This is a genomic window from Shewanella sp. cp20 (genome assembly GCF_000832025.1).
Lineage (GTDB): Bacteria > Pseudomonadota > Gammaproteobacteria > Enterobacterales > Shewanellaceae > Shewanella.
Map to the genome: position 1 here is coordinate 124,943 of NZ_JPII01000009.1, position 26,023 is coordinate 150,965.

At 55.9% G+C, this 26,023-nt stretch carries 23 protein-coding genes and 1 pseudogene; 12 read left to right on the forward strand and 12 right to left on the reverse strand.

Annotated elements, in window-relative coordinates; translation table 11 throughout:
- Window positions 1–248: 248 nt before the first annotated feature.
- Window positions 249–1,106: an RNA polymerase sigma factor RpoH gene (gene rpoH / locus DB48_RS02905; protein WP_041508828.1), complete on the forward strand. Its 858-nt coding sequence runs from the start codon at window positions 249–251 to the stop codon at window positions 1,104–1,106.
- 40 nt (window positions 1,107–1,146) lie between these two features.
- On the opposite strand, the gene menE is transcribed toward rpoH, so the two are convergent.
- From menE to DB48_RS02930, 5 genes and pseudogenes are all read right to left on the reverse strand, one after another.
- Window positions 1,147–2,643 carry an o-succinylbenzoate--CoA ligase gene (gene menE / locus DB48_RS02910; protein WP_443018607.1) on the reverse strand — a complete coding sequence of 499 codons (1,497 nt, stop codon included), beginning with the start codon at window positions 2,641–2,643 and terminating at the stop codon, window positions 1,147–1,149.
- 26 nt (window positions 2,644–2,669) lie between these two features.
- A complete protein-coding gene (gene menC, locus DB48_RS02915; RefSeq protein WP_041508829.1) occupies window positions 2,670–3,728 on the reverse strand; it encodes an o-succinylbenzoate synthase in 1,059 nt (352 codons plus the stop codon).
- The gene (menH, locus tag DB48_RS02920; RefSeq protein ID WP_041508830.1) at window positions 3,725–4,510 is read right to left on the reverse strand and encodes a 2-succinyl-6-hydroxy-2,4-cyclohexadiene-1-carboxylate synthase; all 786 of its coding nucleotides are present in this window, start codon (window positions 4,508–4,510) and stop codon (window positions 3,725–3,727) included. The genes menC and menH overlap by 4 nt, the downstream gene beginning before the upstream one ends.
- Window positions 4,510–6,212 (reverse strand): annotated as a pseudogene (gene menD / locus DB48_RS02925) (2-succinyl-5-enolpyruvyl-6-hydroxy-3-cyclohexene-1-carboxylic-acid synthase). The gene menH and the pseudogene menD overlap by 1 nt, the downstream one beginning before the upstream one ends.
- 99 nt (window positions 6,213–6,311) lie before the next feature.
- A complete protein-coding gene (locus tag DB48_RS02930) occupies window positions 6,312–6,740 on the reverse strand; it encodes an Lrp/AsnC family transcriptional regulator (RefSeq protein ID WP_041508831.1) in 429 nt (142 codons plus the stop codon).
- Window positions 6,741–6,908: 168 nt separating this feature from the next.
- On the opposite strand from DB48_RS02930, the gene yjeH reads away from it, so the two are divergent.
- A complete protein-coding gene (gene yjeH, locus DB48_RS02935; RefSeq protein ID WP_041508832.1) occupies window positions 6,909–8,168 on the forward strand; it encodes an L-methionine/branched-chain amino acid transporter in 1,260 nt (419 codons plus the stop codon).
- Window positions 8,169–8,239: 71 nt separating this feature from the next.
- Here the strand turns inward: yjeH and DB48_RS02940 are convergent, their stop codons facing one another.
- Window positions 8,240–8,860: an energy transducer TonB gene (locus tag DB48_RS02940; protein ID WP_041508833.1), complete on the reverse strand. Its 621-nt coding sequence runs from the start codon at window positions 8,858–8,860 to the stop codon at window positions 8,240–8,242.
- A 267-nt stretch (window positions 8,861–9,127) separates the two neighbouring features.
- On the opposite strand from DB48_RS02940, the gene DB48_RS02945 reads away from it, so the two are divergent.
- Entirely contained in the window at window positions 9,128–9,841 is a 714-nt protein-coding gene (locus DB48_RS02945) for a class I SAM-dependent methyltransferase (protein ID WP_235375327.1), read from the forward strand.
- Between the two features lie 73 nt (window positions 9,842–9,914).
- Here the strand turns inward: DB48_RS02945 and DB48_RS02950 are convergent, their stop codons facing one another.
- Both DB48_RS02950 and DB48_RS02955 read right to left on the reverse strand, forming a co-directional pair.
- Window positions 9,915–10,367, reverse strand: coding sequence for a tellurite resistance TerB family protein (locus DB48_RS02950; RefSeq protein WP_041508834.1), 453 nt, complete (start codon window positions 10,365–10,367; stop codon window positions 9,915–9,917).
- A 91-nt stretch (window positions 10,368–10,458) separates the two neighbouring features.
- Entirely contained in the window at window positions 10,459–10,977 is a 519-nt protein-coding gene (locus DB48_RS02955) for a DUF2780 domain-containing protein (RefSeq protein WP_041508835.1), read from the reverse strand.
- 164 nt (window positions 10,978–11,141) lie between these two features.
- Here DB48_RS02955 and DB48_RS02960 point away from each other — a divergent pair, with 164 nt between their 5' ends.
- From DB48_RS02960 to DB48_RS02970, 3 genes are all read left to right on the forward strand, one after another.
- A complete protein-coding gene (locus DB48_RS02960) occupies window positions 11,142–11,855 on the forward strand; it encodes a hypothetical protein (RefSeq protein WP_041508836.1) in 714 nt (237 codons plus the stop codon).
- A 46-nt stretch (window positions 11,856–11,901) separates the two neighbouring features.
- Complete coding sequence (locus tag DB48_RS02965; RefSeq protein WP_041508837.1) at window positions 11,902–13,320, forward strand: tetratricopeptide repeat protein; 1,419 nt, start codon at window positions 11,902–11,904, stop codon at window positions 13,318–13,320.
- Window positions 13,321–13,459: 139 nt separating this feature from the next.
- Complete coding sequence (locus DB48_RS02970; RefSeq protein WP_041508838.1) at window positions 13,460–14,698, forward strand: hypothetical protein; 1,239 nt, start codon at window positions 13,460–13,462, stop codon at window positions 14,696–14,698.
- On the opposite strand, the gene DB48_RS02975 is transcribed toward DB48_RS02970, so the two are convergent.
- Window positions 14,688–15,038 (reverse strand): hypothetical protein, encoded by a 351-nt coding sequence (locus tag DB48_RS02975; protein WP_041508839.1) that lies wholly within the window; start codon window positions 15,036–15,038, stop codon window positions 14,688–14,690. The two genes, DB48_RS02970 and DB48_RS02975, sit on opposite strands and share 11 nt — an antisense overlap.
- Before the next feature lie 178 nt (window positions 15,039–15,216).
- Window positions 15,217–16,209, reverse strand: coding sequence for a LysR substrate-binding domain-containing protein (locus DB48_RS02980; RefSeq protein ID WP_041508840.1), 993 nt, complete (start codon window positions 16,207–16,209; stop codon window positions 15,217–15,219).
- A 111-nt stretch (window positions 16,210–16,320) separates the two neighbouring features.
- On the opposite strand from DB48_RS02980, the gene DB48_RS02985 reads away from it, so the two are divergent.
- Both DB48_RS02985 and DB48_RS02990 read left to right on the forward strand, forming a co-directional pair.
- Window positions 16,321–17,523 (forward strand): multidrug effflux MFS transporter, encoded by a 1,203-nt coding sequence (locus DB48_RS02985; RefSeq protein WP_041508841.1) that lies wholly within the window; start codon window positions 16,321–16,323, stop codon window positions 17,521–17,523.
- A 173-nt stretch (window positions 17,524–17,696) separates the two neighbouring features.
- Window positions 17,697–18,299, forward strand: a complete 603-nt coding sequence (locus DB48_RS02990) for a tRNA-uridine aminocarboxypropyltransferase (protein ID WP_041508842.1) — start codon at window positions 17,697–17,699, stop codon at window positions 18,297–18,299.
- Window positions 18,300–18,487: 188 nt separating this feature from the next.
- Here the strand turns inward: DB48_RS02990 and DB48_RS02995 are convergent, their stop codons facing one another.
- Window positions 18,488–20,593 carry a putative bifunctional diguanylate cyclase/phosphodiesterase gene (locus DB48_RS02995; RefSeq protein WP_041508843.1) on the reverse strand — a complete coding sequence of 702 codons (2,106 nt, stop codon included), beginning with the start codon at window positions 20,591–20,593 and terminating at the stop codon, window positions 18,488–18,490.
- A gap of 267 nt (window positions 20,594–20,860) precedes the next feature.
- Between DB48_RS02995 and DB48_RS03000 the strand changes: the two genes are divergently transcribed.
- Window positions 20,861–21,208 carry a hypothetical protein gene (locus DB48_RS03000; RefSeq protein WP_041508844.1) on the forward strand — a complete coding sequence of 116 codons (348 nt, stop codon included), beginning with the start codon at window positions 20,861–20,863 and terminating at the stop codon, window positions 21,206–21,208.
- Between the two features lie 11 nt (window positions 21,209–21,219).
- Window positions 21,220–21,870, forward strand: coding sequence for a class I SAM-dependent methyltransferase (locus DB48_RS03005; RefSeq protein ID WP_041508845.1), 651 nt, complete (start codon window positions 21,220–21,222; stop codon window positions 21,868–21,870).
- On the opposite strand, the gene DB48_RS03010 is transcribed toward DB48_RS03005, so the two are convergent.
- Window positions 21,860–22,615 carry a flagellar brake domain-containing protein gene (locus tag DB48_RS03010; protein ID WP_082035571.1) on the reverse strand — a complete coding sequence of 252 codons (756 nt, stop codon included), beginning with the start codon at window positions 22,613–22,615 and terminating at the stop codon, window positions 21,860–21,862. The two genes, DB48_RS03005 and DB48_RS03010, sit on opposite strands and share 11 nt — an antisense overlap.
- 328 nt (window positions 22,616–22,943) lie before the next feature.
- On the opposite strand from DB48_RS03010, the gene DB48_RS03015 reads away from it, so the two are divergent.
- On the forward strand, window positions 22,944–24,275 hold the full coding sequence (locus DB48_RS03015) for a M16 family metallopeptidase (protein ID WP_041508847.1): 1,332 nt from the start codon (window positions 22,944–22,946) through the stop codon (window positions 24,273–24,275).
- 53 nt (window positions 24,276–24,328) lie between these two features.
- Window positions 24,329–25,720, forward strand: a complete 1,392-nt coding sequence (locus DB48_RS03020) for a M16 family metallopeptidase (RefSeq protein WP_443018608.1) — start codon at window positions 24,329–24,331, stop codon at window positions 25,718–25,720.
- Window positions 25,721–26,023: the final 303 nt, after the last annotated feature.

A 26,023-nucleotide genomic window follows, 5' to 3' on the forward strand; every position in this document is an offset into this window, starting at 1 on the left:
GGTCAACAGGCCCTAGTCGACACCGGGGTTTTTATGAACTAATTTTCACTTGCACTGTCTATAGAATCGGGTGAAATTAAACCCTGTTCAGCTTCGAGTGTTGACATAGACTGTCAGATAGTTAATAGTTCATCAGCTTGTCCCTGGGCGTAAATTCCTTTCCATAGACTCCCACGGAATGCCGTTTTCAAGCGGCGCTGAGCACTCAAAGCGTTAAATTTAAGCAAGATAAGAAGTTAGGAGCGTTAATGACAAGTCAAACGCAATCAATGGCACTAATGGTACCTCAAAGCAGCAGTAGCTTAGAGGCTTATATCCATTCTGCGCACAACATTCCCATGTTGGAGGCGAATGAGGAGTATGAGCTGGCGAAACGTCTGCAGGAGACCGGTGACATTCAGGCTGCGAAGCAGTTGATTATGTCTCATCTTCGTTTCGTTATTCATGTCGCCAAAGGTTACGCGGGTTATGGTCTGCCACAGGCGGATCTTATCCAAGAGGGTAACATTGGTCTGATGAAGGCGGTAAAACGCTTTGATCCTGACGTGGGTGTACGTCTTGTCTCGTTTGCCGTGCATTGGATTAAGGCCGAGATCCACGAATACGTGCTGAAAAACTGGCGTATCGTTAAGGTAGCGACCACCAAGGCGCAGCGTAAGTTGTTCTTTAACCTGCGTAAGGCCAAGAAGCGTCTCGGTTGGTTTAGCGACGAAGAGGTGACCATGGTTGCCGAAAACCTGGGCGTCTCGAAGAGCGATGTGACCGAGATGGAATCACGCATGGCGGCGCAGGATCCAGCCTTCGATCTGGCCAGCGACAACGATGATGACCAGGACTATGCTCCTGTGCATTACCTCGAAGATCATTCGTCGGATATCGCCTCTCAGGTCGAAAACGACAACTTCGAAGCCGATAACCAGACCCGTCTTCTGGCGGCCATCAAGACCCTTGATGAGCGTAGCCAGCATATTCTACAGGCGCGTTGGTTGGACGAAGAGAAGACCACGCTGCAAGAGCTGGCGGCAACCTATCAAGTCTCTGCCGAACGTATCAGGCAGCTCGAGAAGAACGCCATGAACAAGCTCAAGGGCCGCATGGAAATGTAACGCGCCTTGCCCTTAGGTCAATGCAAAGAAAAACCTGCTATCAAGCAGGTTTTTTTATGGCTAATTTATGTTGCTCCACTACCGCCTGGATCACCTGCTTGCGCGCTAACTTGAGTCCTGTCTGCTCCACCTCCGGCCAGGGGAAATAACGGCGGGGGCGTTTAAAGCGGGCGATAGTCTGACAGAGAAATTTATCGAGCGCCTCGGGCGAGGGGGATTCTCCCTTGATGATCGCCGCCGGTAACACACCGAACTCCTCATCTACAATGCCGAATACCAGTGCCTCTTCGATGCCGGGGTGGCATCGAAGCACCGCCTCTATCTCTTCGGGCTGCACGTTCTCGCCGCCGCAGATAAACATGTTGTCTGTGCGTCCCAGAATGAGCAGCTCGCCTTCAGGCGTTAACCTGCCGCGATCTTGAGTGCAGAACCAGCCATCCTTATCCAGTGGCCTGGTGATGTCATGGGGAGGCTTATCGCTCAGGTAGCCGAGAAACAGGGTCTCGCCGCGCACATAGATAGCCTCATCGACAATTTTAAGCTGACGCCCAGGCAGAGGCATGCCGCAGCTGCCCTGAGCGTTGGCCCTGGCCGTGGTGATCTGTGAGCTCATCTCCGTCATGCCATAGCTGGTAAAGGCGGGAATTCCCATTGGCACCAGGCGCTCGATCAGCCGCTCATCTATGGCGCCGCCACCCAGCAGCAGCGCCTTGAGACCCTTTAGTGTCTCGGGGGCGTCGTTAAGCAATCTCACTAGCTGGGTGGCCACCAGAGAGAGATGGGTCAGGGGAATCGCCTTGAGTTGCTCCGCCAGTGAAAGCCCAGGTGCTGGCAAGGTCAGGGCCGCGCCAGCCAGGGCGCAGCGATTGACTATCGCCAGGCCGCCGATGTGAAACAGCGGCAGGGAAAGCAGCCAGTTGTCCCCTCGATGTAAGGGGATCTTCTGGGTCGAGCCCAGGGCGCTGGCGATATGATTATTTAGGCAGTGAACGGCCGCCTTGGGCATGCCGCTACTGCCCGAGGTGAGTATGATGTTGCAGGGCCGCGCCGTGTCTATCTTGGCTGCTTCTACTTTAGTTGCTTTTACCTGGCTAGCGCGAGTCTCGGCAAGTGATGCCTCGGCGTCTAAGGTCAGCGTCAGGCCAGGCTCAGGAAGCAAGTCTTGATAGGCCTCGCCAGCCCAGAAATAGTTGAAACCATAGCGCTCGGTCAACCTGGCTATCTGCGCCCTGGGGAATCTGGGATTTAACGGACAGAAGATGGCGCCGAGATCGATACAGGCCCAGTAGAGGATCACCAAGGCGAGCGAGTTCTGATCGATGCAGGCCAGCTTGTCGCCAGGCCTTATCCCCAGGCTATCTAGCTGCTGCGTGCATTGTCTTACCCTTCGAGCCAGCTGAGCATAGTCGATGGCGCGATACTCGCCATCATGCCAATGATGCAGTGCGATTTGTGCTGGCGCCCGAGTTGCCATCAGGTGCAGCGGCGAGAGCTCTAGCGTTTCGCGGCTAATTTGGGAGCTAGCTTCGTGGCTCATGTCGTGGCTCATGTTATGGTTGTGCTTCAAATCGCCTCCCGGGCGACCTGCTTCAGGCAGATCAGGTTTTCCAGGGTCAGGCAGCGGTTCTTGCCGGTCGACACCAGCAGATCGGCGCTAAAGGCGCTTAAGGTGTCCAGCCCTGGTACCTCATCTGGCGTTAGGGCCTCGCACAGATCCCTCAGGGCATTGATGCCGAGGCTGGCTTCCAGGCTGGCGCTGAGGATCACCCTGACGCCCGACTCATGGGCCTGCAGAGTCATGGCCTGTAGGTCTGGTAGCGAGCCTAAGATCATCGGCTTGACGATAAGGGCGGTGAGCCCTGGTGCCATGGTAAATCGGTAGTCAGGCTGGTTCAGGCTCTCATCCAAGGCAAACCCCACGCCTAAGGCCCTATACAGGGCGGAGTTGTCGCCAGGGTCTTGGCAAGGCTCTTCGACATATTCGATCGCCTCTAGCGGCAGACAGGCGAAGAAATCGATGGCCGCTTCAAGGGTGAAACAGCGATTGGCGTCCAGCCGCAACTTGAGATCTGGGCGTCGAGCCAGGATACGGTGGATCATGGCGATCTCCTGGGCCATGGAGGTCTGCCCCACCTTGACCTTTACCGCGTGTACCGTGTCATCTAGGCCATCGATGCGGGCATCCAACGCCTGAGGCGCCTCATCCTGCGCCTGATAGATGAGGGGAATGGTTCGCGCTTGCTGTATGGCGGCGGGCAATCGTCCCGAGAGTCTGGCATGAAGTAGCGACAGGCCAAAGGCCAGCGAGGGCAGCTTGGTCGCCTGGGCTGAGGTCACCAAGGTGTCGACAGCCTCGCCGACTAAGGTGTCTAACAGGGGGAGCAGCTCGTCGATCACCTGAGTCAGTGACTCCTGGCTAAAGCCTTGGAGGGGCTGTTCGTCGACATCCAGGCCATTCAGAGGCGATATCTCGACCTCGCAGCAAACAGACTCGCCCAGTGCGTCTGCTGTACAGGCCCTGAGTACCAATCCCTGTCGGTTATCGATACGCTGTTTGCCTACCGGCAGTAGCTTGTCTAAGGGGATCTGGTAGCGATAGAGACTGAGTTGACTGAGTATCATGCTTGTGTCCTGAGCTGAGCGATGAGGAGATCGCAGAAGGCCTCTGGCTGTGCCAGATGCACGTTGTGGCCTGCCCCCGGTACCCGATAGAGGGAGATCTTTTGTTTAGCCTGCCAGGCTTTGGCCAAGGCGAGAAACTTATCGTCTTGCAAGCCTACATAATAATGCCAGTTTAAGGTTGATTGTTCAGTTTGGCTCGACAAATCAGCCTGGTGGCCTAAGGATGTTGGCAGATAGATGCTGGCCAGCGCCGCAGGGCGATTGTGGGAGCGCGCCTGAATGAGCTTGTGCCTTTGTTCATCATTTAGGGAGGCAAATACTCCCTGTTGGTACCAGAGCGATAGAAAGTCTGTGATGGGCAGGGAAAGCAATTTCTGTTGCCACGCCGCGTCCTGCTCGAGTCTCAAGTTACGCTCATCATCGCTAACAAGACCCGGGTGGCAAGACTCCAGATGGATACTGAGCAGGCGCTCCTGTGCCTGATCGGCCAGATGCAGCGCGATGCGGCCACCCAGGGAGTAGCCTAACAGATGAAAGCGGCTCACCTTGAGTTTGTCCAGTGTCGAGAGGATCTGCGCCACGACGCGATTGAAGCCTGGCGAGTGTGGATCCCCTTCAAGGGCGGGGCTGTCACCATGGCCGGGCAGATCTAAGGCGATACAGTGAAAATGCCGACTGAGTCTGGCAAGGACAGCCTGCCAGTCATGCTTGTCACCGAGGAAACCATGCAACAACACCAGTACCGGCTTGCTGCGGTCGCCTTCACTGCGATAGGCCAGCATCAGCTTTGCTTTATCCAGGCGGCGAGGCGAGCTATCTGTTCGCTGGCCTGATCCTGCGCCACACAGACCTCGATAACCGAGGCGCCCTGGTAGGCCAGGGCGTCGTCGTAGGCCTCATTAAAGCTATGCAGATCCTCGACGCGATTGTAGGGCAGGCCAAACATGGCCGCGCCATAGCCAAACTCCAGGCCATGGGCGAGGCGATAGTAGCCGCTGCGCAGCTTCTCATCGGGCACAGGCAGTAGATTGAAGATGTTGCCGCCGTCGTTGTTGAGGATGACGATGACGAAGGGGCCCTGCTGCTTCGCCGCTAAAGCCAGAGAATTGAGATCGTGCAGCTGCGACAGATCGCCGATGATCAGCGTGGTAGCACTGGCCTTGTGCGCCGCGATGCCACAGGCACTGGCCAGCAGGCCGTCGATGCCTGAGGCGCCACGGTTGGTATAGATGCGAGGAGCTACAGGCGTGATGGGCGCATACATGTCGTAGAGACGCACCGGCAGACTGTTACCGATAAACAGCTGCTGCTCGCCGCGCTCGGCGATGGCACGCACCACCTGGGCCTCACCAAACTCGGCGTCGTCTATCTGCTGCTGGAACAGGGTGGCCAGTTGTTCGTTGGCCTCAATCAGTTGCAGCGCCCAGTTGGCTGCGGACGATCTCGGCCAGGGAAGCTGGGTAAAGGCGCTAAGTGGGCTAATCCAGACTTGTTTGGCCGAGTGACTCGGGTCGAGGCGGGTCTGACGCGGCAGCACCTGCCAGTAACGCTTCCATTTCTGCTCGCCTAAATAGCCGATTAGGCGTTTCGACAGCAAGCGTCCGCCAAACACCAGCACGGTATCGGCCTCCTGGAGCAGCGCCTTGGCCTTGGGCTGGTGCAGCAGTTGATCTATGTTGCCGATCGCCCCGCCGTGCTGTCTAAGCTGGGATTGAGCGTCGCTGAGCAGCGGCCAACCGAGCTTCTGCGCCAGTTCGACTAATAACTCTGGCTGCTCCTCGGGTGCCAGGGTGCCGGCGATGATCACCCCTTTGCCATGGACGAAACGCGCCAGAGCGTCCAGCGTCGGCGCGCTGATAAGCTGGGCGTCGGCATACTGGTTATAGGGCTGGGCGCTGTGTTGCCAATTGCCTAAAGGGCTCAGGTAGTGGGTAAAATCGGCGCTCATGGAGCCGGGATACAGTGGCTCTCGATACATGCAGTTGACGTGCACCGGCTGCGTGGCGTTGGCGACAGCCTCGTCGAGTAGGGTGAGCAGCGCCTGGGGCGGGATCGCCATATCCGGTGTTGGCAGATTGACCTGTTTGGCATAGTCGGCAAAGATCGCCGGTTGCACTATCGCCTGGTTGGCACCGCAGCCAAGCAGTTCTGGGGGGCGATCGCCGGATAAGACAATCAGCGGCACCTGGGTCAGCCAGGCCTCGACGATGGCGGGATAGAGGTTAGCGACCGCCGTGCCCGAGGTGGTGATGATGGCGACAGGGGCGCGGCTGGCCTTAGCCAGCCCAAGGGCCAGAAAGCCAAGACCCCGTTCGTCAAAATGAAGATGCTGCTTGAGTTTAGTCTGTTTGGCCGCCGCCAGGGTGGGGGGGTCGAGCGGGAGCCGGGCGCCATGCAGACATGTTGCACTCCCAGGCGTGCCAGCTCTTCGAGGATAAGCGAGCCCCAAAGAAGGTTCAGTTCGGCGGTTTTTTCAATCTGCATAATGGTTTAACCAATGAAAGAGTTAAACGATAGTCTATCGTTAAGCATATAGTAAAGGAATCCACGGGCCTAAACTGTTACCCATGTTCCGTCCTGTGACTAACCGCGATTGTCGATCCATTCGCTCATCACCACATGGGTCTTGAGCTTGATGATGTCGGTCTGGGCGTCGATATATTCGCGGATCTCATGCAGGCGGCGCATGGAGTCGGCCTGCACATAGACCAAAAGATCCATGTCGCCCGTGATGCCGCGGCAGGTGATCACCTCTGGGATAGATTGGAATACATGCACCACGTCGGCGCAGCGGGGACAGCGGTGTTGGATCTCGAAGTAGGCGGAGACTCCCTCTTTCTGCGACTCGCTGAGCAATACCTGATAACCGCGGATGATCCCTGTCTGCTCCAGCTTCTTGATCCGCTCCGACACGGCGCTGCGAGACAGGCTGACGCACTCGGCAATGCTGGAAACGCTCTGTCTGGCGTCTTGTCTCAGGGCGTTGATGATGGCCTTATCAAACTTGTCCAAGCTGTCCTCTCTTGTCGCTGACAAAGTTAGTACCGACAAAGTGTCGGCGAAACGATAAAATTCCGTCAAAGTGTCGGCTCTAATTTGAGTTTCGGCGGAAATCTTTGACAGATTGTTTGACCCGCTAAGTCTATACTATCGCCATAGATAACCCTAACAGAACCTAAGATGGAACATAATCACGGTACTATTGGTCGCTGGCAAGGTGCCGGTCTGATGGCCACCACTTTGCTTGGCACCGGCGTATTTATCCTGCCGGAGATGACCATAGCCACGGCGGGTCACGGTGCCCTACTGGCCTGGATTTTACTCACGCTGGCGATCATCCCTGTGACCCTAGTGTTTGCGCGCCTGGCGGGGGTATTCCCCCATGCTGCCGGCCCAGCCTATTTTGTCGAGAAGGCCTTCGGTCGCACCGCAGGGCGCACGACCGGACTTATCTTCCTCCTAGTGGTGCCCATAGGCACGCCCGCCGCCATCTTGATGACCTTTCAGTTTATTAACGCCCTGGTGCCTCTGGTGGGCTGGCAACAGTTGCTGACCGAGTTGGCCCTGCTGCTCCTCTTGCTGGCGCTCAACCTCAAGGGAATACAGGTGTCGGCCAAGTTGCAGTTTGCCCTGACTCTGGCCATCGTCTCTGTGGTGGTGATTTTGTTTGGCGCCGGCGGTGCCAAGCTTGGGGATCTCGAGCTGGCGGCGCCTCAGGCGGGCAGCGACATGGGGCTGGTGATGGCCGCGGCCGGTATCGCGTTTTGGAGTTTTCTCGGTATCGAGGCGATGACCCATCTGGCCAACGACTTCAAGCGCCCGGAAAAAGATATGCTGCCTGCGATGATCATAGGCACCATTCTGGTGGGTCTGGTCTATGTTACCTGCACCTTACTCTTGCTGTTTGTGCCTAAGGGTGAAGGGCTCGCCATGGTCAACGCCTTCGATCACCTGCTTGGGGGCTATGGCGCTCAGGTGATAGGTATCTTGGGGATTGCCGGCGGACTCTCTACGGTCAACGTCTATACCGCCAGCGTGGCGCGGCTGATCTGGAGCTTCAGTCGCGAAGGCGTACTGCCCCGTTATTTCGACAAGCTTAACCAGCACAGGGTGCCGGTGCGGGCACTGGTGGGGGTACTGCTTACCATGGCGACGGTGATCTGCCTGACCTATCTGTTTGGGCAGGAGCTGGAACATCTGATCGCCTGGACCAACGGGGTGTTCGTGCTCATCTATCTGGTGTCTATGCTGGCGGCGGCCAAGCTGTTGAGTAAGCGCTACCTACCACTGGTGATCATGGGCGTTGGCTTCTGCCTGGCCATGACCCTGGCGCTGGGGGCTAGCATGCTTTACGCCCTATTGTTGGTATCTGTACTCGCCCCGCTACTCTGGTGGCAGAAGACCCATCTGGTACGTAAGCAGACCTGCCGTGTTGGATAGAATAGCTTGAGCCGAGTTGTACATGGCTTGGAGGCTGCCTTAGCAGCCTCCTTGGGAAATGGCGATACGATTCAGATCTGTTGATCTAGCTTGAAGTCGAGTCGCACCTGCTGCCTGGTTTGTGGGATGACCCGTCCCTCTTCCATCTTAGGTTTATACTTCCATTTCTTTAACGCGTTGACGGCCGCACGGTTAAAGATGCGCTTCGGATTAGCCTCAATCACCTTGATGTTCTCGACCGCGCCGCTGGCCGTGATGTCAAATTCCAGCAGCACATAGCCCTCCTTGCCCTCCTGGGCAGCTGATACGGGATACTGAGGCGATACCTGAATGATAGGTAGGGCATCGCTCGTGTCGTTTACCGCACGTGAGACTTGGGTGGTATTGACGACCTTAGGCATCTCGATGACACCCGGTAGCAGCCCGGTTTCGCTGGTTTCACTCTCTTCGAAGCCTTCGACACGCCTAGGGGGCTGCACCGGATCTTGTTTAGGTTCGATGATGGTTTCCCGCTGCTTCTCTATTGGTGGTTTGGGCTCGAAGGAGAGGTTAAGGTCTGGCGTTGCAATAGCGTATGTTTGCGTGGGCTGTTCGTTATCGATCAGTTTGGCCATGAAAGCGAACAGAGATAGGGTGATCACGCCACCGACTATGGCGATAAAGGTTCGTTTTAACAGTGCAGTTTCTTTCATAAAGCATCCTTACCTTATTATCTTTGCTACAAGTGATACCGCCTATTTGTAAGCAAATGTAAATAACGAACTTATAGGGTTATCACCCTTTTTTAGCCTTGGCTAATAAAAAATCACTTCGAGGCTCAATTGAGATATTTTTAATTACATTTTTATAACCAGTGGTTTACATTTTAGGGCTTATCCTTGGGCGAAACAGAACACTTGGATGGGACATGTGTGAAGACTATTAATCTTATTGTGTTATCACTTTTGGGGGGATTGATCTTGGGTGGTATCAATTCGAGTTATGCAGGGGAAGCTTCAGCGATACGGGCGGCCGTCGAGCATCCAGAGAGATTGGCCCGCGACAAGGCGCGCGATGGCAGCCGCCATCCCGAGGCGATATTAAATTTCTTCGAGGTGGCGCCAGGGCAGCGGGTGCTGGATCTCTTCTCCGGCGGTGGCTACTACAGCGAGCTGTTAGCGCGTGTGGTGGGGGAGCAGGGCAGCGTACTGGTACACAATAATCAGGCCTATCTGCCTTTCGCCAAGGAAGATCTGGCAGAGCGCCACTACGAGACGCGTCTACCCAATGCCGAACTCATTATCTGTGAGGCGGATGAGTTACAACTGCCTGACGAAAGCCTAGATCGCATCTTCTTTATCCTGGGCTTTCACGACACCTATTATCATGAGCCAGGCTGGCCGGCGATCGACAGGGAAAGGCTATTAAAGCAGATGTTTAGCAGCCTAAAATCCGGTGGTCTGGTGGCTATTATCGACCATGATGCCGCAGAGGGCAGCGATACCAGCACGGCTCACGAACTGCACCGTCTGGCCAAGCAGCATGCGATAGATGCCATGGAGGCGGCCGGGTTTAAGTTGCAGGCGAGTCTGGATGTACTGGAGAATCCGGAAGATAAGCTGACCCTGTCGGCTTTCGATGAGGCGGTGCGCGGCAAGACCAGTCGCTATGTGCTGAAATTTGTGAAGCCTTAAGTTGTGAAGCCCTAGCTTGGTAACGGCCTGGTTTTTAAAGGCCTTGGTCTTTGAGCTATAGGTTTGTTAGCGCTTAGCGGGTCTTGTTGATCGCGGCGTTTCTCAGCTGGATCAGCTCGCTGTGCTTGAGGTAGAGGAGTTCGGCGGTGCGGCGGATGATCTGATCTTCATAGCGGCATAGGCTGCCGTCGGCGTAGGCCAGGGTCCACATGGCGAGGATCAGCTGCTGTTTCTGCTCCAGAGAGCACTGGTCGTTTATCTGTTTGGTAAATTCAAACAGTGAGGTGGCGTTGCCCTGCACCTGTTTCGCCTCGGCAATCAGGCTCTGGGCCTCTTGCATGCTCAGTGACAGAGCCGAGGTGAGCAGCTCAGGCAGCAGTGCGGCTTCCTGATCGTCTAGGGTCTGATCGGCGTAGACGACTTCCAGCAGCAGACAGGCGGCGGCCAACTGCAGATGTTTGGCCTTCTCCTCGGGTGACTCGGCGTGAGTCTGGGCGGTGAGAAACTGTTTCAGCTTGGCGATCATCACGCATACCTTTCAAGACTTAGTTAGGGGTTAGAGTCCCCTAAAAGGCCAGAGTTCATCCTGTGCAGATGAACTCTGCTTCATGGAGCGCTTAGAGCAGGGCGCCCAGTCCCTGCATCAGCAGATCTGTGGTGCCGGCACCGGCGTTGGCATCGAGGTAGCCCTTAACAATATCCACCATAGGTTTTGCCAGCTCTTTGGAGATGCCCAGCTTCTCGAAAGAATCATAAACCTGGGCACCACCCTGTAGCGAGTTGCCAAGATCGCCAGCCTTAGACAATAGGCCCGACATGCCTGAGTCGCTGTCGAGCTGCGGCGCCGCCGACAGCAAGCCGTCGATACCGGGAATCGCCTCGGCGATAGGGCCGAAGCTGTCGCCCCCCAGAGTCGTTTTCGCCAGCGAGAGCAGGCTGCCCAGTCCACCTTCGGCCTGAGTCTGGTTGAGGCCGAGCTGAGACATCACAGTGCCAACAAGGTCATTGTTTTGTGTCTGGGTGGCGACCTGAGGCGCCTCTTCTTTCTTGGTGAGGTCGTCAAACCAGCCGGCCGACGCCGGGCTGCCGAGTAGTAAAGAGCCTAAGATAACCGCGCTGATAGTGGATAATTTCATGAATCGCCATCCCATGGTGATAAGTGCTAAATATGCCGCCTATTCTAGCCTAGCCGGGCAATAACTTTGTATCTATTTTTAGACATGTGTTGTGCATTGGCGTTGAAATTTCGGTATCCTGTCGAACTCACAAGTTGGTTTACATATATCTAATGGAAAGTCACATGTCATTATCAGCGATTTTGACCGAAGCTTATAACTTCTTTCGTAACCATATCCGCCAGTTAGCGGCGCTTACCGTGCCTATCTTGTTTCTACAGGTAGGGATTCAGATGTGGTTAGGAATGGAGATCAATAACGCAGATCTGGAGAATCCCCAGTTTGGCGTGCCTCACATGCTCGCCATGATGGTGCTCTTGCTGGTCTTTTCACTGCTTATCGCCGCCCTGACCCTGTTTATGGAGGTGAGATCCCATGGTCATGAGCCTTCTACCGGCATCTTGCTTAAGACGAGTCTGAGTTTCGTTCCGCCGCTGTTGCTAGCCGGTGTCTTCTCTGGTCTGGCGATTCTGGCTCCTGTCATGCTGTTTGCGGCCTTCGGCCCCATCTGGTTGGTGGGACTGGTGATCAGCATCTATATCTTCGCCCGTCTGGCCTATGTGAATTTCATGGTGGTGGTCGAACGCCTGACGCCGCTGGAAGCGATCAAGGGGAGCTTTAAGTTCAGTGGCCCCATCGCCTTCAAGACCCTATTGGTACTCATGCTATACATCCCGCTGTCGCTTATCGGTGGCACCCTGTCTAGCCTGGCACAGTCTGTGGGCTTCCCCCTGGTCTTGGTGGTCGAGGTGCTGGTGGCCTTCTTTGGTCTGTTCGTTAACGTGGCCCTGTTCCGTCTCTACATGGTGTCGCGTCCCAGCATTGACGAGCAGGTCTGATCCGCGAGAATCCCCCTCTTAATATTACAACCACGGAGTCCTCACCTTGCTCAGCGATATCGAACTGGTTAGCCAATTTTCGCAGGAACTGGGTGAAGACTACCGGGTGGCCAAGAGCTATGTGCGTGACGTGCCGACCCAGGCGCTGCTGCACGTGCGTAGCTTCACCCATAGGCTGACGGACAAACTGGCGGCCTCGCAGCAGCTGGTCTTCGATAGCCCCAACCTCTACGATCGTATCGAGCTACTCAACCGACAACGGGTGATCAATGTGCGTCTGACGCGCGCCCTGCATCGGCTGCGCAGCGATGGCAACCGCGGTGCGCATCCCGAGAAATATCACCTGACCGCCGAGGCGCTCGAGCAGCTGGCCGAGAAGGCGATAGAGCGTCTGGTCAAGCTGGTGGAAGATCTCTATCCCCTGTTGTGTGATGGGCCGGCGCCCGATTATCGTTTCGAGCCTTTCGATGCCTTTGCCGGGCGGGATCTCTGCTATCGCGCCGTGATGGAAAACGATCCTCAGGCGCAATATCTGGTGGGCATGTCGCTCAAGACCCGCGCCCTGATGCAAAAAGAGCAGGAACAGGCCCTGCATGATGAGGCGGAGGCTGAGGTGACTCTGCTCAGCGAGGCTAACTTCATACAGGCCGCCCATTGGTTTGCCCTGTCAGCGCCCCATCTGCCCGAGGCGCAGTATGAACATGGTGTGAGCCTGCTGCATGGCTATGCCGGCAAGGCAGAGGTGGCCGCAGGCGAGAGTGCCATCATCGCCGCCGCCAAGGCCGGGGTGGTGAACGCCATGGCGCTGCTGGGGTATTTTTACCTGGTGGGCGGCGAGCAGATCAGCATAGACACTCAACTCGCCTATCGTTATCTGCAGGCGGCGGCCGATCGCGAGCAGTCAGAGGCGATGGCCAACCTGGGTGTGCTCTACTATCAGCAGGCCAACTATGCCCAGGCCTTTCATTATATCTCTAGCGCCGCTCAGGCGGGCTTTCCACATGCCCAGTACCATCTGGCCTTGATGTTGGCGCGTGGCGAGGGGTGTGAACCCGATGCCTTGGCCAGCGAACAGTGGATGGCCGAGGCTGCCGAGCAGGGACAACTCGATGCCATGCTGCACTGCGCCCAGCAGATGCTCAACAACGAGAATGCCCTGGGCAACGACTTCTCTCTGGCCGAGCGTTACCTGAGAGAGGCGGTGAAATATGGCCATAGCGTGCCGGCCATGATAGAGCTGAGCATCGCCCTGGCCGACGGCATACTGGGACGCATAGATGTGGTGGGGTCGGCGGCGCTGCTTAAGATGGCACGCCAGCGTGGTAATGCCCGTGAGCGTGAGGTGATCGCGCCACTGTGGGAGTCGCTGGCCCTGCAGATCGATAAGGTTATAGGGGTGAGTCAGGACGCCGATGAACTCAAGGCCTTGCAGCGTGCCCGGGAACTGCTGGCCGATCCCCTATAATCTCAGTCAAATATTGCATACAATATTTATTTGTGGCTAAATGTGCGACTCTGTTTTCTGCCAGTGTGGAGTCGCCTTGTCACAGCCCCAATCCGAAAGCCAATCCGTTAGCTGTCAATTTTGTCACCAAGATGTTTGCGTGACGCGGTGCATTGAACACAACCAGACTCTCAACCAACTGGTGGCGGCTTACGTCAAGCTGGTGCTGGCCATCGGCCATCATGAGCCCCTCTATGTGGACGCCTATTATGGGCCGGCTGAGTGGCGGGTAGAGGCTCAAGCTCAGGGCTTGTCGCTTGTTACTCTGGCAGAGCATAGCGCGGATCTCGTGTTACGGCTTGAACAGGCGCGTCATGGCTTGCCATGTCAGTCGCTACGGGATCGCCATCATTTCTTATCTAAGCAACTCGCTTCGGTGGCGGTTTATCTAAAGCGCTCGATGGGGCAGCGCCTCAGTTTCGACGCCGAATCCCAGGCCTTGTATGACACCAGGGCGCCAGAACATAGTCTTAGCGAGTTTCATGAGGCGCTCGCCAGACTAGATAACCTACTGCCGGGAGAGGGGAGTCTGACTAAGCGGTTTGATGCCTACAGAAGCCGGTTTATCGTGCCGGCAGACAAGGTGCCAGAGGTCTTTACCGCGGCGGTTGAGCAGGCGAGGCTGCTGACTAAGCGCCACATCGCCCTGCCTGAGGGGGAGCAGTTCAGGGTCGAGTTTGTCAAAGACGAGATCTGGACCGCCTATAACTGGTATCAGGGGGACTATACCAGCCTGATCCAGCTCAATCAGGATCATCCTCTGCATCTGGAGCGTGCCCTTGAGCTGGCCAGCCACGAGGGTTATCCGGGGCATCATGTGTTTAATCTGCTGCAGGAGCATGAACTGGTGAGGGCGCTGGGTTGGTGGGAATACGCCATCTACCCCCTCTATAGCCCCATCTCGTTTCTCTCAGAAGGCAGTGCCAACTTTGGGCTGACGCTGCTGATGTCCCGAGAGGAGAGGCTCTCCTTCGAGCAGCAGGTGCTGATGCCTATGGCGGGTATCGAGGGCGATCTGCCCCATTATCATCAGGTGATGGAAGCCTATAAGGCGCTGGCCAACCTGGATACCCTGGTGTGTAAACAGCTGATCGACGGCGAGATAACGGCCGAGGAGGCGGCGCGGTTACTGGTGGATTATGCCCTCTACACGCCTGAGAAGGCGGCCCAGCGGGTACGCTTCTATCTGGCCAATCGTAGCTATGTGATCAACTATCATCACGGCGAGGCAAGCGTCGGGGAGTATGTTACGAGAAAGGCCCGTGACAGTGCACAGGCCTGGAAGGAGTTTGCCGCCCTGTTGGCAAGGCCGCGGGCGGCGAGCGAGATTATTCGTTAGGGTCGTGCTCGAAGGTGCGACCCTGACGTGGGGCTCGGGTTTTGCCAAAGGGCGAGGCGGTCTCAAACGGGCGCGACGAATATCCCTTCTGGTCAAAACCCTGTGTCTGCGCGCCGAAGGCGGCATTCCCCTGCTGGCGGAACTTGGCCAGCTGGCGCTTAAGAAAGACCCGGCCAAACAGGCTCAGGATGATGAAGCTTAAGGCGCCGACAAGAATGACAAAGGGGAGCGCTAGCAAGACCAATGTCATTACCACTAAACCGATCGCGAAGGCCATCCAGCCCTTAGTACCCGAGAACCTATGCTGGAAAGGTGTCTGTTGAAATTGTTGATAAATCATAGTTTCTCCCTAGGGACTCTTTATCTTTCAGGCTTAATCTCTGTTCAATAGTCCCTGCGTTGATGGCTCGATTGTGCACATATTCGCCCCATGAGATCACGTTAAATTCGTTTAATCTTCTTTGTTAACTGTTACCAAATGTCTCGAACAACTTAATGTTAGCCGGAGCAAGGTTAACCTAAGCTGAACCGGATACCGATAATTGGGTTTCGGGCAGGTTAACGGCCTGGGCGACACGCTTACATATGGTCTCGCGGATCCATTTGTGCCCCGGTTCGTCGTCGTTGCGCTCGTGCCATAGCAGCACATAGGCCAGCGAGTGGAAATCGAAAGGCAGCGGCAGCTCCTCCAGCGCATAGAGCTTGCGGGCGTGGGCGGCGAAGCTGGAAGGCAAGGTAAAGATAAGATCGCTATGGGCGCATACGCTGGCAGCGCCATAGAAGTCCGGTACCGTGGTACTCAGGTGTCGCCTGTGGCCAGATTTTGCCAGAAAGTAGTCCAGCGCCCACCATTCGTTACCCTCGCAGCGCACCTGCACATGGGACATCTCAAGATAGATATCGAGATCCCACTGATGATTCCTGATGGCCGGCAGCATGGGGTGGCCTTGGCGTACCAGGCAGACCTGGTGATCGGTAAACAGGGTCTGATGGGCGATCCCTTCAGGCAGTCTGTCGATGATCAGATCTGACTGGGGGTTGATGTCCCGTCCCGTGATGCCGAAATCTATCTGCCCCTTCTGTAAGGAGGAGAGGGACTTCTCTGTCCACAGGTAGGAGTCCAGCCTGAGGTTGGGCGCGTTGTTGAGCAATGGGCCGATGAAGTAGGGGAGCAGCGTCTCGTAGGCGCTCTCGACCATGGCAAAGGAGAACTGACGCCGACTGCTGGCGGGATTGAAACTCGGTGGCTGAGTCAGCTGGTAGAGCCCCTGCAACATGTCCGGCAGTTGCTGGCCCAGCAGAGCCGCGTGGGCGGTGGGTTTGAGGCCGTGGGCGGTGCGGATAAACAGGGGATCGCCTAAGGTGTCGCGCAGGCGGTTGAGGCTCTTGCTCAGGGCCGATTGACTCAAATGCAGGCGGCTGGCGGCGCGGGTGACACTACGCTCTTCCAGTAGCACCTGTAACATGACCAAGAGGTTGAGATCGATACGCGCCAGGTTGTCGAGATTCATTAGATATTCCTTACAGGAAATTAGCTTTTGAAATTATACCATTTCTGTTCATAACTTGGCTGGTCTAAAATAAGCATCATTACCCTTACCCCTACATAAAATTAGAGAAATATGCGTCGGAACCTGTTACCCATACTCATGTCTATGGTGGTCTTGAGCCCCCTAGCCATAGATATCTATCTGCCCTCAATGCCCGTGATGGCGGCCGAATTTTCTGTGTCGGCCAGTCAGGTGCAGTCGACGCTGGTGCTGTTTCTGTTTGCCATGGGAGTCGGTCAGGTGCTGATCGGTCCGCTGGCGGATCGCTTCGGACGTCGCCCCATCGCGCTGGGAGGCCTGCTGCTCTATATCGCCAGCAGTTTGTTGGCCGCGGTGGCGATGGACTTCCATTGGCTACAACTGGCTCGCGTGCTGCAGGGCTTAGCGGCCTGCTCGACCTCTATCGTGGTATTCAGTGCCGTCAGAGACTGTTTCACCCCTAAAGAGGGCGCCCGCTACTACAGCTATCTTAACGGCGTGATCTGTGTGATCCCGGCACTGGCACCGACCCTGGGTGGTCTGCTGGCGTTGCAGTTTGGCTGGCGCTCTACCTTCGTGTTTATGACGCTGTATGCCATCATTATCATGATTCTCGTCGGCTATCGTCTGCCCGAGACACGTCCAGCCAACACTGTGACCCAAGGGGGCCTCTACCGCTGGTCCCGCTATAAGCCTGTGCTGATGGATGCGCATTTCATGTTTTATGCCTTCGCCTGTATGGCGGGCATGGCTGCCATTTTGACCTATGTGTCCTATTCGCCTGTATGGCTCATCGAGACTATCGGCGTGTCTGAGCTGACCTTCAGCGGCCTGTTTGGTCTCAATGCTCTGGTGAACATCGGCGCCTGTTTCGCGGCACCCGTGGTGATTCAGAAGCTGGGCAACCGCCCGACCGTGATCCTCGCCCTGACCGCCTTGTTGGTCTCGGCCCTGTTACAACTAGCGATGCAGTGGGCCGGCCCACAGACAGGACTCGCGGCGGCCTTCGGTTTCATGCTGCCCATGATGCTCTTGTGTATCGGCTTCGCCCTGCTGCTTGGTCCTGCGACCAGCATGGCCCTGGCGGGCTTTGGTGAGCGCGCCGGCACCGCAACCGCCATGCTGGGCTTTATTCAGATGAGTGGCGCCTCGATTCTGGCAGGTCTGATCCAGCAGACCGACCTGGCAGCGCCTTATGCCGTGGTGGTCGTCATGGGTGGCCTGGCGAGCCTGCTGCTGGTGGCCATGAACATGAGCCGTCTAGATACCTGGCACCAGGAACGCCACGCCCACTGATAGGCGCAACCTGATTCATTAGCAACACCCTTTTAGCCTGCATTAGTGACCTCAATGCAGGCTTTTTTTGTTCCCTTACTCAGGTAAGCGGCCAATTGTCATTCGGCATATGACATACATATGCCATCAAAGGCGTTACACTAAGGCCAAGCCTGCTAACTAGTGAGGATCTTGTGAGTCGTCCCGTTTGCCCCCAATGCCAATATCCAGTCAATGCCTGCCTGTGCGACAGCATTCGACCACTCTCGACCCGTGTCGAGTTGATTGTGTTGCAACACCCCAGCGAGGTGTCTCATGCCAAGAACAGCGTCAAGCTGATGCAGGCAGTGATGGGAGATAAATTGCGCTTAGTGGTAGGGGAGAGCCCCGAGGATTTTGCCGAACTGAGGGACTACCTAAAGGCGCAGTCCCGGCCGGTGTATCTGCTCTATCCCAACGAGGAGAGCGAGCCGTTAAATAGCTCGGCCAAGTGTCATGACGTGGTGTTGCTGTTACTGGATGGTACCTGGCGCAAGGCTTATAAGTTGTTGAAACTAAACCCTTGGTTGAGCGAGTATCCTGCGGTGCATCTCGATCTCGATGCCCCCTCTAAGTACACCATACGCAAGGCAAAGCGCGACGATAGCCTGTCGACCTTGGAGGCGGCGGCGCTGGCCATCGAAACCCTGGAGCCGAGCTGCGATGTGTCGCCGCTGCACGATGCCTTGGCGGCCTTGGTGCAGCAAAGGTTAGCGGCCATGCCGGCATCTGTGAGGCAGAGATATGAGCCTGAATAGCCCAATGATAAAACTGTGAACCAGCCATGGATTACCGGAAAAGCCTATGGAGTAGATCACGATAATCTGAGAGAAATTAGGGTCTAATAGCCTGAGTCACTCAACATAGAGTGGTCAGATAGCTGTGTCAGTTTACTGTCCATGCAGGGAGGCAGTATCGCCTTCGAGGCGCTGACACAGTTATCGGTTCAATGCAGGATGAAGTTGGCCTTGGTAAACTGCTCCGCCGCCGTCGGATAACCATAAAAATAGCCCTGGGCAAATCCTTGTCCCATCCCCGCCAGTATCTGTTTCTGCGCTAGTGTCTCGACACCTTCCACCACAAACTGAATCTTGAGTGCCTGGGCCAGTTGTATCATCGCCTGACAAAGCTCGCGTCCCTGTGGTTCGTTGAGTCGCTCGGCAAAGCCCGCATCTATCTTGAGCGTGTCTATCGGCAGGCTGCCCAGCTTGCTGAGGGAGGAGAGGCCGGCACCGAAGTCGTCGATGGCGATTCGCACCCCCAAGGCTTTGAGGTGAATGAGGGTGGCTTTGACCCGCTTGGGTTGACGTAGCAGGGCCGATTCGGTGATCTCCAGCACCAGGGCAGTGGCAGGCAGGCCACTGGCGATTAGGGCGCGGGTCACCTGCTGGACAAAGTCCGGGTGTTCCAATTGGGTCGCCGAGACATTCACGCAGGCCTGTAGCGGCCTAGCTATCTCATCGCGCCACTTGGCGACCTGCTCGCAGGCGGTGGTAAGCACCCACTGACCTATGTTGATCAGCAGGCCAGTCTCCTCCAGCAGGGGCACGAAGTCGCTGGCCTCGATGATCTCCTCGTCACTCTTGTGCCAGCGCAGCAGCGCCTCAACCCCTAATACCTGGTTGCCATCGAGGTTGACGATCACCTGATAGGCCAGCTGGAACTGATTCAGATTAAAGGCATGACGCAGGTCGTTGATGGTCTTCAGCTTGTACTGGGCATCCCTGTGCATCTGGCTGTCGTAGAAGAGCACATGGTTGGGGCTCTTCTTGGCGCAATACATGGCGGTGTCGGCAAAGCTGAGCAGCTGTGCGGCCTGATCGCTGTGTTCGGGGAAGAGGGCTATGCCTATGCTGGTGCCCAGAAAGAACTTCTGACTGTTGATCTCGAAGGGGGCGTCGAAAATGGCCAGCAGCTGCCGGGAGATCGCCTCTATCTCCGCTCTATCCTGGCAATCGCTCAGCACTAAGGTGAACTCGTCGCCGCCGAGGCGGGCAATACTGGCCTTGTCGATGCAGCTGGCCTCGAGGCGCGCCGCCACCAGTTGTAGCACCTTGTCGCCCGTGGCGTGGCCGAAGCAATCATTCACATTCTTGAAGCCGTTAAGATCCATGAAGATGACGGCGCCAAGCTTGTCACTCTCCTTCTGCGCACTCGCCAGCGCCTGATCCAGTTGCTGCTTGAGTTGGTGACGGTTGGGCAGGCCGGTTAGGGTATCGACCATGGCCTGCTCGGTCAGGCGCGACTCAAGGCGCTTCTTGGCGCTGATGTCGCTGAACAGGGTGACATAGAAGATCTCGCCGTCGATCTGTAGCTTACGGCAGCTCACCCAGGCAGGAAACTGGCTGCCGTCGGAGCGGGTCTTGAGGGTCTCGCCCTGCCAGCTGCCGCGATCTTCCAGGCTCTGCAGGAAGTCGGATTGCCTATTGCTGACCTCACAAAATCCCTGTAGATCCAGCGGGCTCTTGTTAAGCAGTTGGTCGGCGCTATAGCCGCAGATGCGACACATCGCCTTGTTGACCGCGATGATCTTGTGCTCGTGGTTGCTGATGTAGACGGCCTCTGCGCTATCTTCCAGGATGCTGGAGACCAGCTGAGCCGGCAGTTGGTCGAAACCGTTGGACGCCTTTTCACGGTGTTTGGCGCGGCGATCGGCGGGTTCGAAACGTACCAAGATCACCTGACTCTCCTCGAGCCGTGCCGGCAGCATGGTGACCCTGGTGGGAAGCTCGCGCCCCAGCTGGCTCATGTGCAGCCAGTTGACGCTGACGACCTCGCCCTGTTGTACACGTTCGATCAGTTGCTGCGCCACTTCTATGCTGTTGATGCCGCTGGCTTGAATTCGCGGCGAGAAGTCATAGGGGGTGGCGGTGATAAAGCTGTCCCGCTGGGTATCGAAATAATCTAGCGTGCCCTGACTGGCGCCGATGAAGGCGTGTCCCTTGAGTATGGCTAAGCATGGGTACTCGTCCCGGCGCCAACTGTCGAGTTGCCGCTGAATCTCAGGCTGCGCGCTGCTAAGCTGCGTCAGTTTGGTTAACCAAGGGCCCATAGGGTGCTCCATGAGGTGGCTCGCAAATGGGGCAATGAGCAGCGCTTATGGTGCCTTTGCTGGTCTTCTCTTTGCCAATAGGGTTAAAAATACCGCGAATCTAAACGAGACTCAAACCTAAGGATAGGTATTTGCACGGTTTTTCAATCATTTTTATGATCTTTGTTAACAAATCTCTTAACTGAGCCGGATTTGAGGTTTTTCAGTTTTGTGGCGCCGATAGTGATAGAATCTGCCCAGACCCTCATCTGGTTAAGGATAACTGTCATGTTGATTCGCTCAATTTCTTGCATCATCTTGGTGTTGCTGACCAGCCTGAGCTGGGATCTCGCGGCGAAAGAGTATAAGCGCATGAGCCCTAAGGCCGAAGAGGCCAGCAAGATTGCTCGCCAGACCGAGGCGGAGCAGTTGGAGAAGGCAAGGAAGGCAGCCAATGCCACTCAGGCAAGGGAGCAGGAGGTGCTTGAGCGTCAGCAATCGGGCGAGTGGCAGGAGTCGCAGCGCGAAAAGGCTCAGCGTCAGTTTAACGAGCGTGAGAGTCGAGAGTCGAAATACCTTAAAGAGGCGCGCGAAGCTGCCGCCCAAGATCGAAAAATTCCCAAACCTCAAAGTTAATTGGATAGCGTGTGAGTCTTTGCCCCCTTTGTCATAGTGAGAACCTGGCGTGCTTTCATCGCGATAAGCACAGAGCGTACAAGATCTGCCAGCAGTGCCAGCTGGTGATGGTCCCCGACGAGTACCTCTTGAGTGCCGAGGAAGAGAAGGCGTTTTACGACCACCATCAAAACGACAGTGCGGATCAGGGCTACCGGCGTTTCCTGGGGCGCACCTGGTTACCCCTGCGGGCGCGATTAACCAGTGACCATAGCGGGCTGGACTTTGGCTGTGGCCCTGGGCCGACCATCAGTGTGATGGCGGGCGAGGAGGGGATCGCCATGGACAACTATGATCTCTACTACTTTCCCGACGAGAATCTGCTAGAAAGGCAATATGACTTTATTACCATGACAGAGGTGATAGAGCATGTGGCCGATGCCTCGGCCCTGTTGAAGCGCCTGGACGGCATGTTGAAGCCGGGGGCCTGCCTGGCAATCATGACCAAGCGGGTACTTGGCGAGGCCGCCTTTGCCAACTGGCATTACAAGCAGGATCAGACCCATATCCGTTTCTACAGCACCGCCACCTTCGAGTGGATTGCCAGCCAATTTAACTGGCGACTAGAGGTGATCGACAAGGATGTGGTCTTCTTCACTAAGCTGGATGTCATTAGCTCTTAGGTTGCTGCATCAGGTGGTTGATGATCACCTTCTGGGCAAAGTCGCTGGGCACTTCTTCCCCTTGGGGCTCGTCTAAGATGAAGCCATATTGATACTGGCTGCGTCCCGGCTCGGGCGGCTGAATATTTTTCAATATGATGGGCACGCTGAGCGTCTCGAGTGTCTGTTCAAATTTGACTTCTAAAAGGTAACCCTTGTTCAGGCTGCCCCCCTCTATCTCTTCGCCCATGTAGGCGCCCCCTGTTACCGAGACATCCTGCAGGTAGCCGCTGGAGCAGACATGGCTGGCCTGACCCTCTGCCGTGCGCTCATGTATCGAGGCGGCAAGATGGACAGGGATGCGGCTGTGTTGTCGCAGGGCCACACTCTGCAACTCCTTGGGATAATTCACCACCAACCAGCGCCCCGCATTGTTGAGCAAGGTCTTGATCTGGCTGCGAAAGGCGAGGATGTTGGCCTCGGGGTCGTCGCTGTTGATCAGGCGCACCACCACCCCTTGTCCCTGGGTGATGTAATCCTGGGCGGCCTGCCAGTATTTGTCTTGTCCTAAGGCGAGGATGATGGCGTTGTCCGGGTCTATGCCGATCAGCCGGGTCTTCAGCCTGATGGGCCTGAGCGGCGTGAGAACTTGCAGCTGGGCCTCGGTATTACAGTTGATGCGGTTCAGATAGGCCAGGTCTATCTCTGTGGTGTGTGGCAAGGCACGTTCCCTCGGCTTAGGTGTGGTCGGTTTGTGTCTAAGCATGGCATAAAAGCAATAAGTTACAATTCTCTTAATCGATTGTTGCTACAACAGGCTTGATCTTATTTATAATTTCGCCTCTTATACCAATCACGGTAAGTAAGTGATCAGATATAGCCTAAGAAAAACTCTTGAGAACAAGGCGTAATTTTTAGATAAGTAGTTATTCTACAATCAAAAATTATAACGCAGTTATCGAGTGTTTTAACACGCTAGGACGAGCAATTATTTACTACGATTGGTATTTTGTGCTCGAATCATGAGGGCGTTCGCCTTGGCGGCCCTCGATACAGAGATAAATTCTATCTGCTCACGAATGAGGGAACGACAGATGATGCGAAAGATTATCGCGCTGTGCCTCTCCGTTGGAGGATTCCTCTCCTCCATGGGGGCGCAGGCAACCCAGGTCGAAGACATAAAAAGCTTCACACTCGATAATGGCATGAAGATCATGGTGCTAGAAGATGCCTCCATCCCAAATGCCAACATGTATCTATTTTGGAAGGTGGGATCCCGTAACGAGGTGCCGGGCATCACAGGGATCTCCCACTTCTTCGAACACATGATGTTTAACGGTTCCAAGAAGTATGGTCCTAAGATGTTCGACCGCACCATGGAAGCCGCTGGCGGAGCTAACAACGCCTACACCACAGAGAACCTGACCGTTTACACCGACTGGTTCCCGGCCAATGCGCTGGAGACCATCTTCGATCTCGAAGCCGATCGCATCGCTCATCTGGATATTAATCCTGAGATGGTAGAGAGTGAGCGTGGCGTGGTGGCCTCGGAGCGCACCACGGGCCTGGAAAACTCCAACTGGCGTACCCTGCAGGAAGAGATCAAGGGCGCCGCCTTTCGTGCCCATCCCTACAGCTGGTCTGTCATAGGTCACGAGTCGGATATCGCCGCCTGGACCCAGGACGACTTGGTGCAGTACCACAAGACCTACTATGCGCCCAACAACGCCGTGGTGGTGATCGCCGGTGATGTGAAGCTCAACGAGGTTAAGGCCTTAGCCAACAAGTACTTCGCCCCTATCCCGGCGCAGACACCACCGCGTGAGGTGAAGACGGTCGAGCCGCTGCAGAAGGGTGAGCGCCGCGTATTCGTGCAGAAGGCTTCGGTCAGCACGCCTAACGTGATGCTGGCCTACCATGTGCCGGCAACCTCGAATCAGGACTACTACGCCCTGGATCTGCTCTCCTCTATCCTGACCACAGGTAACAGCTCGCGCCTCTATCAAGGGCTGGTGGAGAAGCAGGTGGCCATCGAGGTGGAAACCTATATGCCGATGAGCTTCGACCCTAACCTCTTCTATGTGATGGGCGTCGCTAACCCAGGTGTTAACGCTCAGGAGCTGGAAGGCGCCATGATAGGCGAGATTAACCGCATCGCTAGCCAAGGCGTGACCCAGGATGAGCTGGAGAAGGTGAAGAATATCAAGTTGATGAACTTCTACCGCGCCATGGAAACCATTAATGGCAAGGCCAATACCTTAGGGACTTACGAGCTCTATTTCGGCAGCTTTGAAAAGCTATTTAACGCGCCTGAGGCCTATAACAAGGTGACCCCGGAAGATATTCAGCGTGTTGCGCAAACCTACCTACGTCGTGCTAACCGCACGGTTGCAGTATTGGCGGCCACAGAGGAGAGTGACCAATGAAGACCCTATTGACTCAGATTCCACAAGGATTTGCCAAGCTGGGCACGGCAGCCATGGTGGCTGGCGCCTTGGCCCTCTCGGGCTGCGCCGCGACCACAAGCAGCCAGACGGTCGATACCGGCAGCTTCAGCATGCCCGCCTATGAGCAGTATCAACTGGCCAATGGCATGACTGTCTACCTGATGCCACAAACCGAGGTGCCGCTGATCACCGTTAGCGCCGTGGTGCGCGCCGGTGCGGTCAAGGACACCACCTCGGGTGTGGCCAGCATGACGGCCAAGTCGCTGCTGCTGGGGGCTAACGGCAAGAGTAAGTCTGATATCGAGCAGATGGTCGACTTCCTCGGTGCCTCGATTGCCGCCGATGCCGGTAAAGAGGGTAGCTTCATCGACGCCGACTTCATGGCCAAAGACACTGAGAAGATGCTGCCGCTGGTGCGGGATCTGCTGCGCGCGCCGGATTTCGATGGCGGCGAGTTCGATAAGCTGCGTCAGCGTGAGATAGCGGGTCTGGCCCAGGAGAAGGAGAGCCCACGTCAGGTGATCCATCGCTATTTTGACAAGCTGGTGTTTGGCGATCACCCCTATGGCAATCCGGCTTCGGGTAATAGTGACTCTCTGGCAGAGCTGACGGTTAACCAGCTGCGCGCCTTCCATAAAAGCTATTATCAGCCGCAAAACGTCGCCATCTCTGTGGTCGGCGATTTCGAGCCAGGCAAGATGAAGGCGAGACTCGACAAGCTGTTTGGCGATTGGCACAACGGCGAGGCGATTGCCAAGCAAGATCTGGCCGAGGGCCAGCCGCCGCTAGATGCCGCCAAGGTGTTGCTGGTCAACAAGGGTGATGCCATCGAGACTACCTTCCTTATTGGTGGTAAGGGCATTAGTCGTAACAACCCGGACTATGTGGGCCTGCAGGTGGTGAACACCATACTGGGCGGTCGTTTCACCTCCTGGCTCAACGACGAGCTGAGGGTAAATGCCGGCTTGACCTATGGTGCCCGCTCGGCCTTTACCCCTTATTCCCAGGGGGGCGTGTTCAAGATCAGCACCTTTACCAAGAGCGATACCACCAAGGAGGCGATCGACCTGGCGCTGAAGACCTATGCGCGTCTGTGGCAGACGGGGATAGATCAGCCGACCCTAGATTCGGCCAAGGCCTATGTGAAGGGGCAGTTCCCGCCTAAGTTTGAGACCAGTGCTCAGCTGGCCGGTCTGCTGTCGAGCATGTACCTCTATGGTTTCGACGACAGCTTCATCAACGACTTCCAGAAGAATGTCGATGGCCTGACTCTGGCAGAGACCCAGCGTCTGGTGCAGAGCTACTTCCCTCAGGATAAGTTGCAATTTGTGCTGATCGGTAACGCCAGCAAGATCGCCGACATCGCCGCCGAATACGGTCAGGTGAAGCAGGTGGAGATCGATGCGGTCGGCTTCGCTCAGTAAACAATAATTCAGACAACAGACAAAGGCTCGTCGGCTCAACCCGGCGAGCCTTTTTATTATACCAATCGTAATAAATCATTGATCATTCTAGCTTGTTAAAACGCTCGATAACTGTATTAGTATTTTTAATTGTAGAATAACTACTTATCTAAAAATCCTGCTTTGTTCTCAAGCGTTTTTCCTGTGCTATTTCTGATCACCTGTTTACTGTGATTGGTATTACTCTTATTTCACTTCATGTTCGCCGGCGGGCGGTTCGCATTTCGATGGGCTTTCATCTAGGGTTAATAAAGCCTTTTTCAA

Bases quoted from the DNA above. Each gene is read 5' to 3' on its own strand.
- DB48_RS02985 (WP_041508841.1), top strand. From the start codon at position 16,321: ATGCGTCGGAACCTGTTACCCATACTCATGTCTATGGTGGTCTTGAGC.
- DB48_RS03000 (WP_041508844.1), top strand. From the start codon at position 20,861: ATGTTGATTCGCTCAATTTCTTGCATCATCTTGGTGTTGCTGACCAGC.
- DB48_RS03020 (WP_443018608.1), top strand. From the start codon at position 24,329: ATGGTGGCTGGCGCCTTGGCCCTCTCGGGCTGCGCCGCGACCACAAGC.
- yjeH (WP_041508832.1), top strand. From the start codon at position 6,909: ATGGAACATAATCACGGTACTATTGGTCGCTGGCAAGGTGCCGGTCTG.
- DB48_RS03015 (WP_041508847.1), top strand. From the start codon at position 22,944: ATGATGCGAAAGATTATCGCGCTGTGCCTCTCCGTTGGAGGATTCCTC.
- rpoH (WP_041508828.1), top strand. From the start codon at position 249: ATGACAAGTCAAACGCAATCAATGGCACTAATGGTACCTCAAAGCAGC.
- DB48_RS02940 (WP_041508833.1), bottom strand. From the start codon at position 8,860: ATGAAAGAAACTGCACTGTTAAAACGAACCTTTATCGCCATAGTCGGT.
- menC (WP_041508829.1), bottom strand. From the start codon at position 3,728: ATGATACTCAGTCAACTCAGTCTCTATCGCTACCAGATCCCCTTAGAC.
- DB48_RS02975 (WP_041508839.1), bottom strand. From the start codon at position 15,038: ATGATTTATCAACAATTTCAACAGACACCTTTCCAGCATAGGTTCTCG.
- menH (WP_041508830.1), bottom strand. From the start codon at position 4,510: ATGCTGGCCTATCGCAGTGAAGGCGACCGCAGCAAGCCGGTACTGGTG.
- DB48_RS02980 (WP_041508840.1), bottom strand. From the start codon at position 16,209: ATGAATCTCGACAACCTGGCGCGTATCGATCTCAACCTCTTGGTCATG.
- DB48_RS02960 (WP_041508836.1), top strand. From the start codon at position 11,142: ATGTCATTATCAGCGATTTTGACCGAAGCTTATAACTTCTTTCGTAAC.
- DB48_RS02955 (WP_041508835.1), bottom strand. From the start codon at position 10,977: ATGAAATTATCCACTATCAGCGCGGTTATCTTAGGCTCTTTACTACTC.
- DB48_RS02995 (WP_041508843.1), bottom strand. From the start codon at position 20,593: ATGGGCCCTTGGTTAACCAAACTGACGCAGCTTAGCAGCGCGCAGCCT.
- DB48_RS03010 (WP_082035571.1), bottom strand. From the start codon at position 22,615: ATGCTTAGACACAAACCGACCACACCTAAGCCGAGGGAACGTGCCTTG.
- menE (WP_443018607.1), bottom strand. From the start codon at position 2,643: ATGAGCCACGAAGCTAGCTCCCAAATTAGCCGCGAAACGCTAGAGCTC.
- DB48_RS02950 (WP_041508834.1), bottom strand. From the start codon at position 10,367: ATGATCGCCAAGCTGAAACAGTTTCTCACCGCCCAGACTCACGCCGAG.